Here is a 14171-nt window from a genome sequence, read left to right on the forward strand (position 1 = left end):
TGGCGAAGGCGGAAGCAATCCAGAATTTTTCCGCGGCGGCAATTTGGATTGCTTCGTCGCAAGGGCTCCTCGCAATGACGGTGGAGAGAGTCTCCCTCACACCACCTGCGGTGTTCTGATCTCGCGCGGCAGGATCAGCGCGGCGGCGATGGCGAGCAGGCAGAGGGCGGCGAAGGCGTGCAGCATGGTGACGAATCCGCCCCGCTCATAGAGCCAGGCGACCAGACCGACGGAGGCGCCGGCCGCGGTGAAACCGACGAAATAGCGCACGGCATAGGCGCGCGAACGCCACTCTTCCGTGGTGTATTTGCCGACCATGGCGTCGTTGACCGTCACCTGTCCGAACGCACCCATGACGATGCCGATCGAAGCGACGATCAGCGGCAGGTTGGACAGGCTCGCGGCCAGATACAGGAATGGCGCCAGCATGAAGGAAAGTGGCAGCGCCACCGTCTTGAGGGAGTAGCGGTCGAGCAGCCGGCCGATCGTGTACTGCGTCATCGCGCCGAACACGTAGACGCCGGCGGCGATGACACCTAACAGCGCCGGGCTCTTGGTCAGGTCCGCAAGGCGCTCGGCGAACAGCTTTGGCAGCGCCACGGTGACGGCGTTGAAGGTCGTGGAGATCGCGATCACCACGATCAGCAGCGCCAGGATCACGCGCCACATGTCCTGCCTGGCCACCCGCGCCTGCGCCGCCGCTTGCTTCGAGCCCTTGCGGTCCTCATGCACGACGCTCAGCGCGAAGGCGATGCCGATCAGGACCGTAACCGCGCCAGGAACGATGAACGCAAAACGCCAGCCGAGATATTGGCCGATCACGCCGGTGACCAGGGCCGACGACGCCACGCCGAGATTGCCCCAGACGCCATTGATGCCCATCTCGCGGCCGAGCCGGTCGGCGTAGGACACGATCATGGCGGTGCCGACGGGATGATAGATCGACGCAAAGATGCCGATCGCAAGCAGCGCCGCGCCGAGCTGCACGGGGGTCTGCACGAAGCCGACCGCGATCATCGAAAGGCCGATGCCGACGAAGAAGATCAGCATCATGTGGCGGCGGCTCCAGCGATCGCCCAGCCAGCCGGTGAGCAGCGAGCCGGCGCCGAAGGCAACGAAGCCCGGCGTCGCGTAGGGCAAAAGTTCCGAATAGGCCATGCCGAGCGCCGGGCCCATGATGATGACAGCGGCGGCGAAGATCAGCATCGAATAATGGTCGATGAAATGACCTGCGTTGACGAAACCGATGACCCGACTGGGGCTGTTCATTCCCGAATCCTCTCCTGGTCCGAAATGAGTTATATGTCCTCCCCATGACGGGATGCTGCCAATGACTGTCTTGGAAACGCCAATCCTGCGGGAGGTCCGGAGCAACCACCGCTCGCCCGCGGGCGTGCACCTGGTCGCCCGCGACTATCCCAAGGGGATGCGGATCGATCTGCACATGCACCGCGAGGCGCAGCTGATCTATGCGGCAAAGGGCACGATGCAGGTGACGACGCCCGCCGGACGCTGGCTGGTGCCGCCGGACCGCGCGGTCTGGGTGCCGGCCGGGCTCGAGCATGCCATCGACCTGCTGGCCGACATCGAGATGCGCACGCTGTATTTCGACCTGTCCTGGCTGAAGCGCGAGCAGCGCTATGACGGCCTGACCAGGGAATTCGTGGTGCGGGTGTCGCCGCTGCTCAATCAGGCGATTCTCGCGCTGTTCGACGGGCGCAACACCGAAGAGCGCACCGAGCTCCTGGTGCGCCTGGTGATGCTGGAATTGCACCAGGCCGAGGATTCCGCGACCTTCGTGCCGCTGCCGCGCGAAGCGCGCTGCCGCCGCGCGGCGATGATCGTGCTCGACGATCCCACCGGCCTGCACGACATCGACACGCTGGCGCGCGCGGTCGGAACCTCCGCGCGTACGCTGTCGCGGCTGTTTTCGAGCGAGACGCAGCTGAGCTTCAAGAGCTGGTGCCAGCGCGCGAGGATTGCGGCGGCGATCGAGCGGATATCGACGGATGCGAGCGTGTCGGTGAAGCAGCTCGCGACCCAGCTCGGCTATGCCAGCGTGCCGGCGTTCTCGGCCGCATTCCGCCAGGTGACGGGTCGGACGCCGACGGAGTTTGCAGCACACGCGGTGTCGTCGCCCGGCTTGACCGGGCGACCCAGTACGCCGAGACGGCTCGGCTAGAATCGAGAAGCTGCGGCGTACTGGATGCCCCGGTCAAGCCGGGGCATGACAGCGCGTTGGAATGAGCACTGCCCGGCATATCATCGACCCGTTCCGGCATGCCCTCATTCTCCAAACGCACGGCGGAGCGAAAGATGCCGCATTCGCCTGCTTGATTGTGATCGGCTTGCACCCAAATCCCGTGTAAGCTTGCCGCATCGCACAGACCTGATACGAAAGCCCCGATGGCCAACGCCTTCTTCTCCGACCTGCTTGCCACCATCTCCGAGCGCGGCCGCACGTTGCTTCGCCGGGGGGACGCCGCCGATACCAAGCATGATGCCGACGGACTGCTCGAGCTCTGCGATGCGCTGCTGTCGGGCCGGGGCGAAGCCTCGGGCACGGCGATGGCGCGCGAGGTGCTCGACATCTACCGGGAGCTGGACGCTGCGGGACGCCGCGCCTTCTTCGAGGGATTGGTGCGCGATTTCGGTCCCGACCGGGAGCGCCTGTCCAAGGCGATCGAGACATGGCGGGCCGCGCCCAGCGACGAGGACGCAAGCTCGCTGCACTTCGCTTCCGAGCCGCGCCGGCAGGAGCTGATCCGGCGGCTCAACCGCGCGCCCGGCGGTACCGGCGATCTCGTCAACATGCGCGCCGATCTGCTCGGCATGATGAACGGGCACACCGATCTCGCCGCGCTCGACCGCGACGTCTCGCATCTTCTTTCTTCGTGGTTCAATAGGGGGTTTCTCGTGCTGCGCAGGATCGACTGGTCGACGCCGGCCAACATCCTCGAAAAGATCATCCGTTATGAGGCCGTGCACGAGATCTCGGACTGGGATGATCTGCGCCGCCGCATCGATCCGGTCGACCGGCGCTGCTACGCCTTCTTCCATCCTGCGATGGTGGACGAGCCCTTGATCTTCGTCGAGGTGGCGCTGACCGAGACGATCCCCGGCGCGATCCAGCCCCTGCTCGCAGTCGACCGCCAGCACCTGCCGATCGAGCGCGCGCGCACCGCCGTGTTCTATTCGATCTCCAACACCCAGCGCGGCCTGGGCGGCATCTCCTTCGGCAGCTTCCTGATCAAGCAGGTGGTGGAAGAGCTGCGCCGCGAGTTGCCGAAGCTCGACACCTTCGTCACGCTGTCGCCGGTGCCGGGCTTCATGGCCTGGGTTAAGCAGGACAAGGATCTGCCGCTGTCGGACGAGGACCGCGAGGTGCTGAGGCGCCTCGACGATCCCAGATGGTTCGAGAGCCCGGAGACGGCGGCGCTGCTTCGCGCCGTGCTGGAGCCGCTCGCGGCGCACTATTTCCTCAAGGCGCGCACGCCGAAAGGCAAGCTGATCGATTCCGTCGCCCGCTTCCATCTCGGCAACGGCGCGCGGCTGGAGCGCATCAACTGGCTGGGCGACCTCTCGCCCAAGGGAATGCGCGAGTCCGCCGGCGTCATGGTCAACTACCTCTACCGCCTCGACGACATCGAGAAGAACCACGAGGCCTATGCCAATGACGGCGAGGTCGTGGCGTCGAGCGCGGTGAAGAAGCTGCTGAAGGGCGAAGGGCGAAGGCTCCTGGATATGCGGCTGTCGTAGGGGGCGGACGCTTACCACATCGTCATTGCGAGCACAGCGAAGCAATGCCGCCGTGGAAAGATTCTGGATTGCTTCGCTGCGCTCGCAATGACGGAGTGTGGGGCGACAGCTGGCGAAACCCAACGACCGCCCACCGCAGGCTCGGACAACCACGGATGACTTCCGCTCCCTCCCCGTCGTTGCGAGGAGCCCTTGCGACGAAGCAATCCAGACTGCCTCCGGGGAGAGATCCTGGATTGCTTCGCTACGCTCGCAATGACGGAGGACGTGGCAGCGGCTCGCCGAGTAGCCGCAGATCTCCTGCCGGTCAGATCAGCGTCTCGTACAAATCGTCCCAATTCGGATTGAGGCTCTCAATGAGCGCAAGCTTCTTCGCCCGGCTGCCACCTTTGATCTGCTTCTCGCGCACAATCGCGTCGGACATGGTCGCGTTCAGCTCGTACCAGACGAGGAGCTTGCAGCCGTACTTCGATGAAAAACCCTTTACCAGTCCTTCGCGATGCTCGAACGCGCGGCGCGGCGGATTGGAGGTGACGCCCGTGTAGATCGTTCCGTTGCGACGATTGGCGAACATGTACACGCAGGGTTGCTTCATAATCGTACTCGGCTGAGGACAGCTTCTACAATAGCACAACCAGGAGATGACTACGAGGCTTTCGCCAGCGTCATTGCGAGGAGCCGTTGCGACGAAAGCAATCCAGACTGCCGAAGCGGAAAGACCCTGGATTGCTTCGCTGCGCTCGCAATGACGGAGTGTGTGGCGACAGCTCGCGCAATTCGGCACATTGGGCTGCGGGCCAGACGCCCGCGAGCGGCCAGTGGCTCCTCCACCGTCATTGCGAGGAGCTCTTGCGACGAAGCAATCCAGACTGCTTCCACGGAAAGATTCTGGATTGCTTCGCTGCGCTCGCAATGACGGAGTGTGTGGCGCGGACGTCGCGCTCCAACGATACTCCTACTCCGCCAGCGCCTGCATCTCCTTGTAGAGATCGGACTTGCCTTCGAAGCCGATGCCTGCAAGCTCGGGCATGGTGATGTGGCCGTTCTCGACGCGGACGCCGTCGGGGAAGCCGCCATAGGGCTGGAACAGGTCGGGATAGCTTTCGTTGCCGCCTAAGCCGAGGCCGGCGGCGATGTTGAGCGACATCTGGTGGCCGCCGTGCGGGATGCAGCGGCTCGGCGACCAGCCGTGGGTCTTCAGCACCTCCAGCGTGCGCTGGTATTCGCACAGGCCATAGGACAAGGCGCAATCGAATTGCAGCCAGTCGCGGTCGGGGCGCATGCCGCCGTAGCGGATCAGATTGCGGGCGTCCTGATGGCTGAACAGGTTCTCGCCCGTCGCCATCGGGCCCGGATAGAATTCGGCGAGCGCGGCCTGCAGCGCGTAGTCGAGAGGATCGCCGGCTTCCTCGTACCAGAACAAGGGATAGTCACGCAGCATCTTGGCGTAGGCGATGGCGGTCTCCAGGTTGAAGCGGCCGTTAGCATCGGCGGCGAGCTGCGCGTCCTTGCCGATTTCCTTCAGCACTGCCTCGATGCGCCTGCGGTCCTCGTCGATATCAGCGCCGCCGATCTTCATCTTGACGACATTGTAGCCACGATCGAGATAGCCGCGCATCTCGGCCCGCAGCATCGAGAGATCCTTGCCGGGATAATAGTAGCCGCCCGCGGCGTAGACGAAGACGCGCGGATTGGCTTTGACACCGTGGCGTTCGGCGAGCAGACGGAACAGCGGCTTGCCCGCGATCTTCGCCACCGCGTCCCACACCGCCATGTCGATGGTGCCGACCGCGACCGAGCGCTCGCCATGGCCGCCCGGCTTCTCGTTGGTCATCATCGCGGCCCAGACCTTGTCGGGGTCGAGATTGTCGCCGGCCGCGTCGAGCAGCGACTTTGGATCGGCCTCGACGATGCGCGGAGCAAAACGCTCGCGGATCAGGCCGCCCTGCCCGTAACGGCCGTTGGAGTTGAAGCCGTAGCCGACGACGCGCTTGCCGTCACGGACGACATCGGTGACGACGGCGACGAGGCTGGTCGTCATCTTCGTGAAGTCGATATAGGCGTTGCGGATCGGCGAAGAGATCGGCTTTGTAATTTCGCGGACGTCGACGATGCGGACGGACATGGGGTGGGCCTTCAGTGGTTTTGCGAGGAGCGAAGCGACGAAGCAATCCAGACTGCCTCGGCGGAAAGATCCTGGATTGCTTCGCTGCGCTCGCAATGACGAGGAGAGAGTGCGCGCTCCTCGCAATGACGAGGAGCGAACGGCGCGCGCTCAGGTCAAGCCTATTTCTTATCCCTGAAATACGGCTCCACCGGACCGTGCACCTTGATGGTCAGCGGGTTGCCGTGGCGGTCCTTGGCGTTCCCTGCGGTGACGCGGACCCAGCCTTCGCTGATGCAGTACTCCTCGACATTGGTCTTCTCGATGCCCTTGAAGCGGATGCCGACGTCGCGCGACAGGATCTCCGCGTTGTAATAGGGGCTGTTCGGGTCGACCGACAGGCGGTCCGGAAATTCGTCGCTCATGATTGTCTCGCTCACAATAGTGTTTCGATTTGATTGCGCAATCCTTCGGGCCGGGCGGTCGGCGCGTAGCGCGCGACCACGCGGCCCTTACGGTCCACCAGGAATTTGGTGAAATTCCATTTGATGGCGGCGCCGAGAAGCCCGGATTGCTGGCGTTTCAGGTACTCGTACAGAGGATGCGCCTTCGGCCCGTTGACGTCGATCTTCTCGAACAGGGGAAAGGTGACGTCGTAATGGGTCGAGCAGAATTCCTGGATCTCGCTCGCCTGCCCTGGTTCCTGCGTGCCGAACTGGTTGCAGGGAAAGCCGAGCACCGAGAAGCCGCGCGGAGAGAGGTCGCGATGGAGATCCTCGAGGCCGCGATATTGCGGCGTGAAACCGCATTTGCTCGCGGTGTTGACGATCAAGAGCACCTGCCCCTCGAAACGCCGCAGGGCGACCTCCTCGCCGGCCAGCGAGTTGGCCTTGAAGTCGTAGATGGCGGTCATCGCTAGCCCACGGGATCGATCGGCGATGGCGGCACGCCGCCGGCCTCGATCGCTTCGCCTGCGAGCAGGCACAGATCCTCGCGATAGCGGCCAGAGACGATGTGCACGCCGACCGGCGCCCTGCCGACGAGACCTGTGGAGACCACGAGGCCCGGCAATCCCATGAAGGGAATCGCGATCTGCGGCAGCTGCGCTTCCCAGACGCGCTTGAAGGAATCCTCGTCCTTGCGATCGAGATAGTCGGGGAACGGCAATTCGCCGGAGACCGGCGTCAGCAGCACGGCGTATTTTTCGAAGAACAGCATCCAGTCGCGCGTCAGCGTGGCGCGTCGGGTCAGCGCCTTGGCGTAATTGGCCTGATCCATCGGCGTGACCCTGGCGCGGTTGCCGCGCAGGCAGGCCAGTGCGCCGGGATCGCCCTCGCGCTCGGCCATCTCCAGCTGCGCCTCATAGCCGTCACCGAGCCAGAGCTTGATCTGCCATTCCACCGCTTCGCGCATCGGCGGCGTGTCCTCGATCACATCGACGGTCCAGCCCGCGCGCTCCAGCCGCTTGCCGGCATCGCTCACCGCGTCCTTCACCTCCGGTGCGGTGGCAAGGCCACCCGGATTGAGGCACAGCGCAGCGCGCTTGTCGCGTGCGGGTCCTTGCAGCGGCACCGGCGCGAACCAGGGATCGCGGATGTCGCGGGCCGACATCGCTTCAAGCGAGATGCGCAAATCGTTGACCGTGCGCGCCAGCGGGCCCGAGACCGCCATGATCTGCGGACCGATCGGGCGCTCCGGCAGCGCCGGGTTGAAGGCGGGAATGCGTCCGAGCGTCGGGCGCAGACCGTGCACGCCGCAGGCATAGGCGGGATAACGGATCGAGCCGGCGATGTCGGTGCCGTGCGCGATGTGGCCGATGCCGGCCGCGACCGCCGAGCCGGCGCCGCCGGACGAGCCGCCCGGCGTCAGCGAAGCGTCGCGGGGGTTCTTGGTGTCGCCGTGGATGAGATTGGTGGTGAACCAGCGGTAGGAGAAGGCCGGGCAATTGGTGCGGCCGAGCAGGATGGCGCCCGATTTCCGGAAATTGGCGACCACTGGATTGTCCTCGCGCGCGATCAGGTCGCGCTGCAGCTTGAGGCCGTTGGTGGTGGCAAAGCCTTCCTGGTCGACATTGGCCTTGATGGTGACGGGCACGCCCGCGAGGACGCCGGGGTCCTCGCCCCGGCTAATTGCGGCATCGACGGCATCGGCCTGCTTGAGCACGTCATCCGGCCGGTGGTCGATCACCGCGTTGAGCTGGGGATTGACGGCATCGAGCCGCGCGAGACCGGCCTTGGCGGCCTCCCTGGCGGAGACTTTTTTGGACCTGACGAGGGTGGCGAGGTCGGCGGCCGACAGGCGCCAGAGATCTTGCATGGCTTGCTCCGTATGACAGGCGTCTTTTAGCGCCGGGAACGCGGCAAAGCCATGCGGATTTCGCGGGGGTGAAAGGCGGGTTTTGCGCCGGGCGTTGCCTCATTCTCCGTCATTGCGAGGAGCCCTTGCGACGAAGCAATCCAGGCTGCCTCCGGGGAGGGATTCTGGATTGCTTCGCTACGCTCGCAATGACGTGGAGAGAGCGGTGAGCCCGTTACCCTACCGCGTCCGGCTAATGCCTCGTCGCGGACTGGTCCGGCATGTCGAGCAGCGCTTCGGTGAAGGGAAACTCCAGCACGATCTCGCCGTCGGCGTCGGTGACCTCGATGACGGCCTCCAGCAGCGCCGGCTGGGTTCCTTCCGACTTCACGACCTCAAGGATCATCTGGCGCGCGACCTCCCAGGCGCGATCGGGGTTGCGCAGGTCCTCGCCGTCAGGATCCACGATCAGTTCGTCGCCGATGCGGGTGTTGAAGAAATATCTGGGCATGCGTGATCCAATGGGGTCGTCTGTCGCCGATGAGAAGCCGGTCCTTACTCACAACTGGTTTATCCCGACAGGGATCACGACCTATCGGCAATTTTGCGTATCTGATCCGCTCATCTTTGCGGCCGCAATACGCCATCTTTGCAGTGCAACAATTCCCGCAGCCTACTACCTAGGTCGGGAAAATTTCACTGGCGAACTTTGCCGTCCGCACTAATTTGTCCAATGGGCGGATACGTCCGAATTCGCGAAAATGGAGAGCCAAATGGCCTGGAAAGCCCCTAAGATCGTCGAAGTGCCCTGCGGCATGGAAATCAATATGTATGTGAGCGCCACCCGCAAGTAAGCGGCTGGTGGAAACGCGTTCTGCGCAGGTGGTTCTTTCGGTCACGATACGTTTCCGGCAGAGAGAAACCTTGTCCGAAACTGTCTCGGCCTGAGATCCACCTCGCCAATTCGCCTCCAGGAGACGGATCATGCTTCGCGTCGTCGTCCTGGGCGCCGGGGCCGGCGGCGGAGTTCCGCAGTGGAATTGCGGCTGCGAAGGCTGCCGCGCGGCTCGTGCGAAGGGACAAGAGCTGTTTCGAACCCAGGCTTCGGTCGCCTTCAGCGGCGACGGCGAGCACTGGTTCCTGATCAACGCCTCCCCCGATCTTCGCCAGCAATTGAACGCCACGCCGCAGCTGCACCCAAGGGCGGGCGCGCTGCGCCACACGCCGATTGCGGGCGTGATCTTGACCAACAGCGAAGTCGATGCGGTGGCCGGCCTGCTGTCGATGCGCGAAGGCTCGCCCTTCACGATCTATGCGCACGAGAAGGTGCTGGCGATCCTCAGCTCCAACAGCATCTTCAACGTGCTGAACGAGAAGAACGTGCGGCGCCAGCCGATCGCGATCCGCGAGCCGTTCGAGCCGCGGCTGCCCGACGGCACGCGCTCGGGGCTCGAGGTGCTGCCCTTTGCCGTGCCGGGCAAGTCGGCCTGGTATCTCGAAGGCAAGGTGCATCCGGGCGGCGAGAGCGGCGACGGCGACACGCTGGGCCTGAAGATCACCGACAAGGCCACGGGCAAGTTCTTCTACTTCATCGCGGCCTGCGCCGAGGTGACCGACGCGCTCAAGGCCGAGATCGACGGCGCTTCACTAGTGTTCTTCGACGGCACCGTCTGGCGCGACGACGAGATGATCAGGGCCGGCCTCGGCCACAAGACCGGCAAGAGCATGGGCCATGTCGCCATGTCCGGCGAGGACGGCGCCATCGCCCGGCTGGCCGATCTCAATATCGACAGGAAGCTGTTTCTGCATATCAATAACTCGAATCCGGCGCTGCTGCCCGGCTCGCCCGAGCGCAAGCTCACTGAGGAGGCGGGCTGGCAGATACCCGCGGATGGAACGGAGATCGTGCTGTGAACGCCGCATCACTGACTGGAATGACCGCGCTCTCGATCGGCAAGGACTTGAAGCTCAACTCCGCCGAGGAGCTGGAGGCAACGCTGCGCCACATCGGCGCCACGCGTTATCACAGCCTGCACCCGTTCCATAAGCTGCTGCATGGCGGCAAGCTGAACAAGGGCCAGGTGCAGGCCTGGGCGCTCAACCGCTACTATTACCAGAGCACCATTCCGATCAAGGACGCGGTGGTGATCTCCCGCTTCCGCGACCGCGCCACGCGGCTGGAATGGCGCCATCGCATCGAAGACCATGACGGCGATGTCGACAGCGAGGGCGGCATCGAGCGCTGGATCAAGCTGACCGAAGGGCTCGGGCTCGACACCGCTTACGTCGAATCCACCGAAGGCATCTTGCCGGCGACGCGCTTCGCGGTGGAAGCCTATGTGCACTTCTGCCGCGAAAAAAGCCCGCTGGAGGCGATCGCCTCCTCGCTCACCGAGTTGTTCGCGCCGAACCTGCATGAAGAACGCATCTCGGGCATGCTGGAGCACTACGACTTCGTCAACCCCGATATCATGAGCTACTTCAAGCGCCGCCTGACCCAGGCGCCGCGCGACGCCAATTTTGCGCTCGATTATGTCAAGAGGCACGCCACGACGCCGGAGCAGCGCGCGCAGGTCTGCAACGCGCTGATCTTCAAGACCAACGTGCTGTGGGTGCAGCTGGATGCGCTCCAGCATGCCTATGTCGAGGGCCACATTCCGCCGGGCGCGTTCGTGCCCAAAGCGAGCTAAGGATTAAAAGCAATGGCCGGGCCGCGGAACATCAGCGTCAGCGAGGCGAGCCGCCCCGTGCTGCCGCGGCATGCCAAGCTCAGATATGACGAGACCCGCAAGGTCTGGGTGATCCTGGCGCCGGAGCGCGTGCTGGCGCCGGACGAGATTGCGGTCGAGGTCTTGCAACTCTGCAACGGCGAGCGCAATGTCGGCGACGTCGCCGATCAGCTCGCCGCAAAGTACGCAGCGCCGCGCGAGGCGATCCTGGCCGACGTCATCGCCATGCTGCAGGATCTCGCCGACAAGGGCTTTCTCACCGAGATCAGGGAGAAGACGTCATGAGCGACGTGACCATCCCGCCCAGCGACAGCCTCGCGGTGCTTGAGAAGCAGCGCTCGACGGCGGAGACGTTCGGCATTCCGCTCGCCGTGCTGCTCGAGATCACCCATCGCTGCCCGCTGCAATGTCCCTATTGCTCCAACCCGGTCGAGCTCGACCGCTCCGGCAAGGAGCTGACGACCGAGGAATGGAAGAAGGTCTTGAGCGAGCTCGCCGAGATCGGCGTGCTCCAGGTGCATTTCTCCGGTGGCGAGCCGACGGCACGGAAAGATCTCGTCGAGCTGGTCAAGCATGCCAGCGACGCCGGGCTCTATACCAATCTCATCACCTCGGCCGTGCTGCTGACGCGCGAGAGGCTCAGCGATCTCGCAGATGCCGGGCTCTGCCATGTGCAGATCTCGTTCCAGGGCATCGAGGACGGCCTCGCAGATCGCGTTGCCGGCTACAAAGGCGGCCACCGCAAGAAGCTCGAAGTCGCGAAATGGACGCGCGAGCTCGACCTGCCGCTCACCGTGAACGCGGTGATGCACCGGCAGAACCTGCACCAGCTGCCCGACATCATCCAGATGGCGCTCGATCTCGACGCCGACCGGCTCGAGGTCGCCAATGTGCAATATTACGGCTGGGCGCTGAAGAACCGCGCCGCGCTGATGCCAACCGTGGCGCAGCTCGATGAGTGTACCCGCCTCGTTGAGGAGGCGCGCGAGCGGCTGAAGGGCCGACTGACCATCGACTACGTGGTGCCGGATTATTACGCGCTGCGGCCGAAGAAATGCATGGGCGGCTGGGGCCGGCAGTTCTTCAACATCTCGCCCGCCGGCAAGGTGCTGCCCTGCCATGCCGCCGAGAGCATCACCGGGCTCGATTTCGAATCGGTGCGCTCCAACCATTCGATCGCCTGGATCTGGCAGAACTCGGAGGCCTTCAACCGCTATCGCGGCACCGGCTGGATGAAGGAGCCGTGCAAGAGTTGCGAGTTCCGCGAGATCGATTTCGGCGGCTGCCGCTGCCAGGCCTTCGCGCTGACCGGGGACGCCGCCAACACCGACCCGGCCTGCGCGCTGTCGCCGCTGCACGAGACCATCTTCAAGCAGGCGGAAGCCGAGGCCGCAGGCGACACCAGCCGCTTCCTCTATCGCAACTTCGCCGGCGGCACCCTGGAATCCGAGAATGACGCCTGACGCCGACGCGGGCACAGCGGCCAAACGCACTGATCCCTTTGCACCGCTGACCTCCGATATGCTCGACGTCGGCGACGGCCATGAGCTCTATGTCGAGAGCGTCGGCCGCAGCGACGGCATCCCCGCGGTCTATCTGCATGGCGGGCCCGGCAGCGGCTGCCAGCCCGACCATCGCCGGCTGTTCGATCCCGACCGCTTCTGCGCCGTGCTGTTCGACCAGCGCGGCTGCGGCCGCAGCCGGCCCAAGGGATCGCGCGAGCACAACACCATTGCGCACCTGATCGCGGACATGGAAAAGATCCGCGAAAAATTCGGCTTCGAACGGTGGATGGTGGTCGGCGGCTCCTGGGGCGCGACGCTGGCGCTGGCTTATGCAGAGGCGCATCCCGAGCACGTCTCGGGCATTGCGCTGCGCGCGACGTTTCTCGGCACGCGAGCAGAAGTCGAGACGGCCTTCACCTCGCGCCTGTCGCAATTCCATCCGGCGCTGTACGAGGATTTCCTCAGCGTGCTGCCGCCAGAGGAACGCGACCGGCCGGTGGATGCCTATTGGCGCCGCATCCTCGATGCCGACCCTGCCGTGCATGGCCCGGCGGCGAAGGCCTGGCACGACACCGAGCGCGTCTTGTCCGAGCACAAGCCGGCACGGACGCGGCTCGACCTCGCCGGGCTGAACGTCTGGCGCACATTGCCGGCGACGCCGTTCATGGAAGCGCATTATTTCATCAACGACAGCTTCATGAACGAGGACCAGCTGCTGCGGAACGCGGCCCGGCTCGACGGCATTCCCGGCATGATCGTGCAGGGTCGCTATGATCTGTTGTGTGCTCCCGCGACAGCGCAGGCCCTTGCGAAAGTATGGCCCGGTTCCGAGCTTCGCATCGTGGAAGAAGCCGGGCATTCGCTCTATGATGGCGGCGTGAGGGACGCGGTCATGAAGTCGATCGCGGACCTTGCGTCGAAGATCGGGCGATGAGAGGACAAGAAGAATGCCGCTCGCCGGAAAGGGCATGCTGCTGACGTCGATGAACATCGACGCTTCGGACGAGGCCGATTTCAACCGCTGGTACGATCGCGAGCATCTGGAAGAGCGCGTCGCGATCGACGGATTTCTCGAAGCGCGGCGCTATGTCGCGCATGCCGCTAACCCCAAATATCTCTCGCTGTACTCGACCGAAACGCTCGGCGTGCTCGACAGCCCCGCCTACCGGGCGCGGCTCGCCGACCAGACCGAATGGTCGCGGCGATCCATGGCGCGCTTCAGGGACATGCTGCGCGTGGTCGCGCGCATCACGATCAGCAAGGGTACTGGCCGCGGCGCCTCGCTCGGCCTGGTGCGGCTGCGGCCGACGCCCGACAACGCCGGTGCGTGGCGTGATGCGCTGCAAGAAAAGCTGGCGCCGCTGGACCGCGACGGCATCATCTCGATGCACCTGCTCGAAAGCGAGCCGGAATTGTCGGGCGCAACGGCGGGAATTCCGGCGGTGCGCAACGAGGGCGCGCGCGACTGGTTCGTGCTGATCGACGGCACGCATGTCAATGCGGTCTCCGCCGTCATCGCCGAGCGCTTCACCGGCCCGGCTGCGGCGCCCTTCCCGCTCCCCATCTCCGTCGGCACCTACTGCCTGATGTGGGACCTCGCCAAGAGCGATGTCGCGCGCGGCTGAACGGCATCCGCATCGCAGCATATTGCAACGCACGCATCTGGTGCGCCCCGCGTTAATGCTGTGCACGCGTACCTCCCATGAAAGCGGTGACGCGCGCAAATTTGCCGTTGTACTTCGGAACGGTTCTAATAAGCTAACCCAATGACGTCATTCA

General features: G+C 64.5%; 16 protein-coding genes. 9 read left to right on the forward strand and 7 right to left on the reverse strand.

What is annotated here, in order from left to right; translation table 11 throughout:
* Positions 1 to 96 precede the first annotated feature (96 nt).
* Entirely contained in the window at positions 97 to 1269 is a 1173-nt protein-coding gene (locus I6F36_RS10555; RefSeq protein WP_225171395.1) for an MFS transporter, read from the reverse strand.
* Between the two features lie 61 nt (positions 1270 to 1330).
* On the opposite strand from I6F36_RS10555, the gene I6F36_RS10560 reads away from it, so the two are divergent.
* Positions 1331 to 2182, forward strand: a complete 852-nt coding sequence (locus I6F36_RS10560) for a helix-turn-helix transcriptional regulator (protein WP_036027245.1) — start codon at positions 1331 to 1333, stop codon at positions 2180 to 2182.
* Between the two features lie 224 nt (positions 2183 to 2406).
* On the forward strand, positions 2407 to 3759 hold the full coding sequence (locus I6F36_RS10565) for a malonyl-CoA decarboxylase (protein ID WP_109144743.1): 1353 nt from the start codon (positions 2407 to 2409) through the stop codon (positions 3757 to 3759).
* A 307-nt stretch (positions 3760 to 4066) separates the two neighbouring features.
* On the opposite strand, the gene I6F36_RS10570 is transcribed toward I6F36_RS10565, so the two are convergent.
* The 6 genes from I6F36_RS10570 to I6F36_RS10595 form a co-directional block, all read right to left on the reverse strand.
* Positions 4067 to 4354, reverse strand: a complete 288-nt coding sequence (locus I6F36_RS10570) for a GIY-YIG nuclease family protein (protein ID WP_036007372.1) — start codon at positions 4352 to 4354, stop codon at positions 4067 to 4069.
* Positions 4355 to 4714: 360 nt separating this feature from the next.
* Positions 4715 to 5884 (reverse strand): D(-)-tartrate dehydratase, encoded by a 1170-nt coding sequence (tarD, locus tag I6F36_RS10575; protein ID WP_225171396.1) that lies wholly within the window; start codon positions 5882 to 5884, stop codon positions 4715 to 4717.
* A 161-nt stretch (positions 5885 to 6045) separates the two neighbouring features.
* Positions 6046 to 6288 carry a DUF3297 family protein gene (locus I6F36_RS10580; protein ID WP_036007363.1) on the reverse strand — a complete coding sequence of 81 codons (243 nt, stop codon included), beginning with the start codon at positions 6286 to 6288 and terminating at the stop codon, positions 6046 to 6048.
* An 11-nt stretch (positions 6289 to 6299) separates the two neighbouring features.
* Positions 6300 to 6776, reverse strand: a complete 477-nt coding sequence (locus I6F36_RS10585; protein WP_225171397.1) for a glutathione peroxidase — start codon at positions 6774 to 6776, stop codon at positions 6300 to 6302.
* Positions 6777 to 6778: 2 nt separating this feature from the next.
* Positions 6779 to 8179, reverse strand: a complete 1401-nt coding sequence (locus I6F36_RS10590; protein WP_225171398.1) for an amidase family protein — start codon at positions 8177 to 8179, stop codon at positions 6779 to 6781.
* Between the two features lie 232 nt (positions 8180 to 8411).
* Complete coding sequence (locus I6F36_RS10595) at positions 8412 to 8669, reverse strand: hypothetical protein (RefSeq protein ID WP_036007354.1); 258 nt, start codon at positions 8667 to 8669, stop codon at positions 8412 to 8414.
* A 262-nt stretch (positions 8670 to 8931) separates the two neighbouring features.
* Between I6F36_RS10595 and pqqA the strand changes: the two genes are divergently transcribed.
* From pqqA to I6F36_RS10630, 7 genes are all read left to right on the forward strand, one after another.
* Positions 8932 to 9012, forward strand: a complete 81-nt coding sequence (gene pqqA / locus I6F36_RS10600) for a pyrroloquinoline quinone precursor peptide PqqA (protein WP_007595659.1) — start codon at positions 8932 to 8934, stop codon at positions 9010 to 9012.
* Between the two features lie 130 nt (positions 9013 to 9142).
* Positions 9143 to 10072 (forward strand): pyrroloquinoline quinone biosynthesis protein PqqB, encoded by a 930-nt coding sequence (pqqB, locus tag I6F36_RS10605; protein WP_225171399.1) that lies wholly within the window; start codon positions 9143 to 9145, stop codon positions 10070 to 10072.
* Positions 10069 to 10848: a pyrroloquinoline-quinone synthase PqqC gene (gene pqqC / locus I6F36_RS10610; protein WP_225171400.1), complete on the forward strand. Its 780-nt coding sequence runs from the start codon at positions 10069 to 10071 to the stop codon at positions 10846 to 10848. The genes pqqB and pqqC overlap by 4 nt, the downstream gene beginning before the upstream one ends.
* A gap of 12 nt (positions 10849 to 10860) precedes the next feature.
* Complete coding sequence (pqqD, locus tag I6F36_RS10615) at positions 10861 to 11172, forward strand: pyrroloquinoline quinone biosynthesis peptide chaperone PqqD (RefSeq protein WP_025034414.1); 312 nt, start codon at positions 10861 to 10863, stop codon at positions 11170 to 11172.
* The gene (gene pqqE / locus I6F36_RS10620) at positions 11169 to 12350 is read left to right on the forward strand and encodes a pyrroloquinoline quinone biosynthesis protein PqqE (RefSeq protein ID WP_109144747.1); all 1182 of its coding nucleotides are present in this window, start codon (positions 11169 to 11171) and stop codon (positions 12348 to 12350) included. The genes pqqD and pqqE overlap by 4 nt, the downstream gene beginning before the upstream one ends.
* Positions 12340 to 13326, forward strand: a complete 987-nt coding sequence (gene pip / locus I6F36_RS10625) for a prolyl aminopeptidase (protein ID WP_225171401.1) — start codon at positions 12340 to 12342, stop codon at positions 13324 to 13326. Before pqqE ends, pip begins: the two co-directional genes overlap by 11 nt.
* A gap of 13 nt (positions 13327 to 13339) precedes the next feature.
* On the forward strand, positions 13340 to 14017 hold the full coding sequence (locus I6F36_RS10630) for a DUF4286 family protein (protein WP_225171402.1): 678 nt from the start codon (positions 13340 to 13342) through the stop codon (positions 14015 to 14017).
* The last annotated feature ends 154 nt before the right edge of the window (positions 14018 to 14171 follow it).

Origin of the sequence: Bradyrhizobium sp. BRP19, assembly GCF_020194195.1 — a bacterium.
GTDB classification, from domain to species: domain Bacteria; phylum Pseudomonadota; class Alphaproteobacteria; order Rhizobiales; family Xanthobacteraceae; genus Bradyrhizobium; species Bradyrhizobium yuanmingense.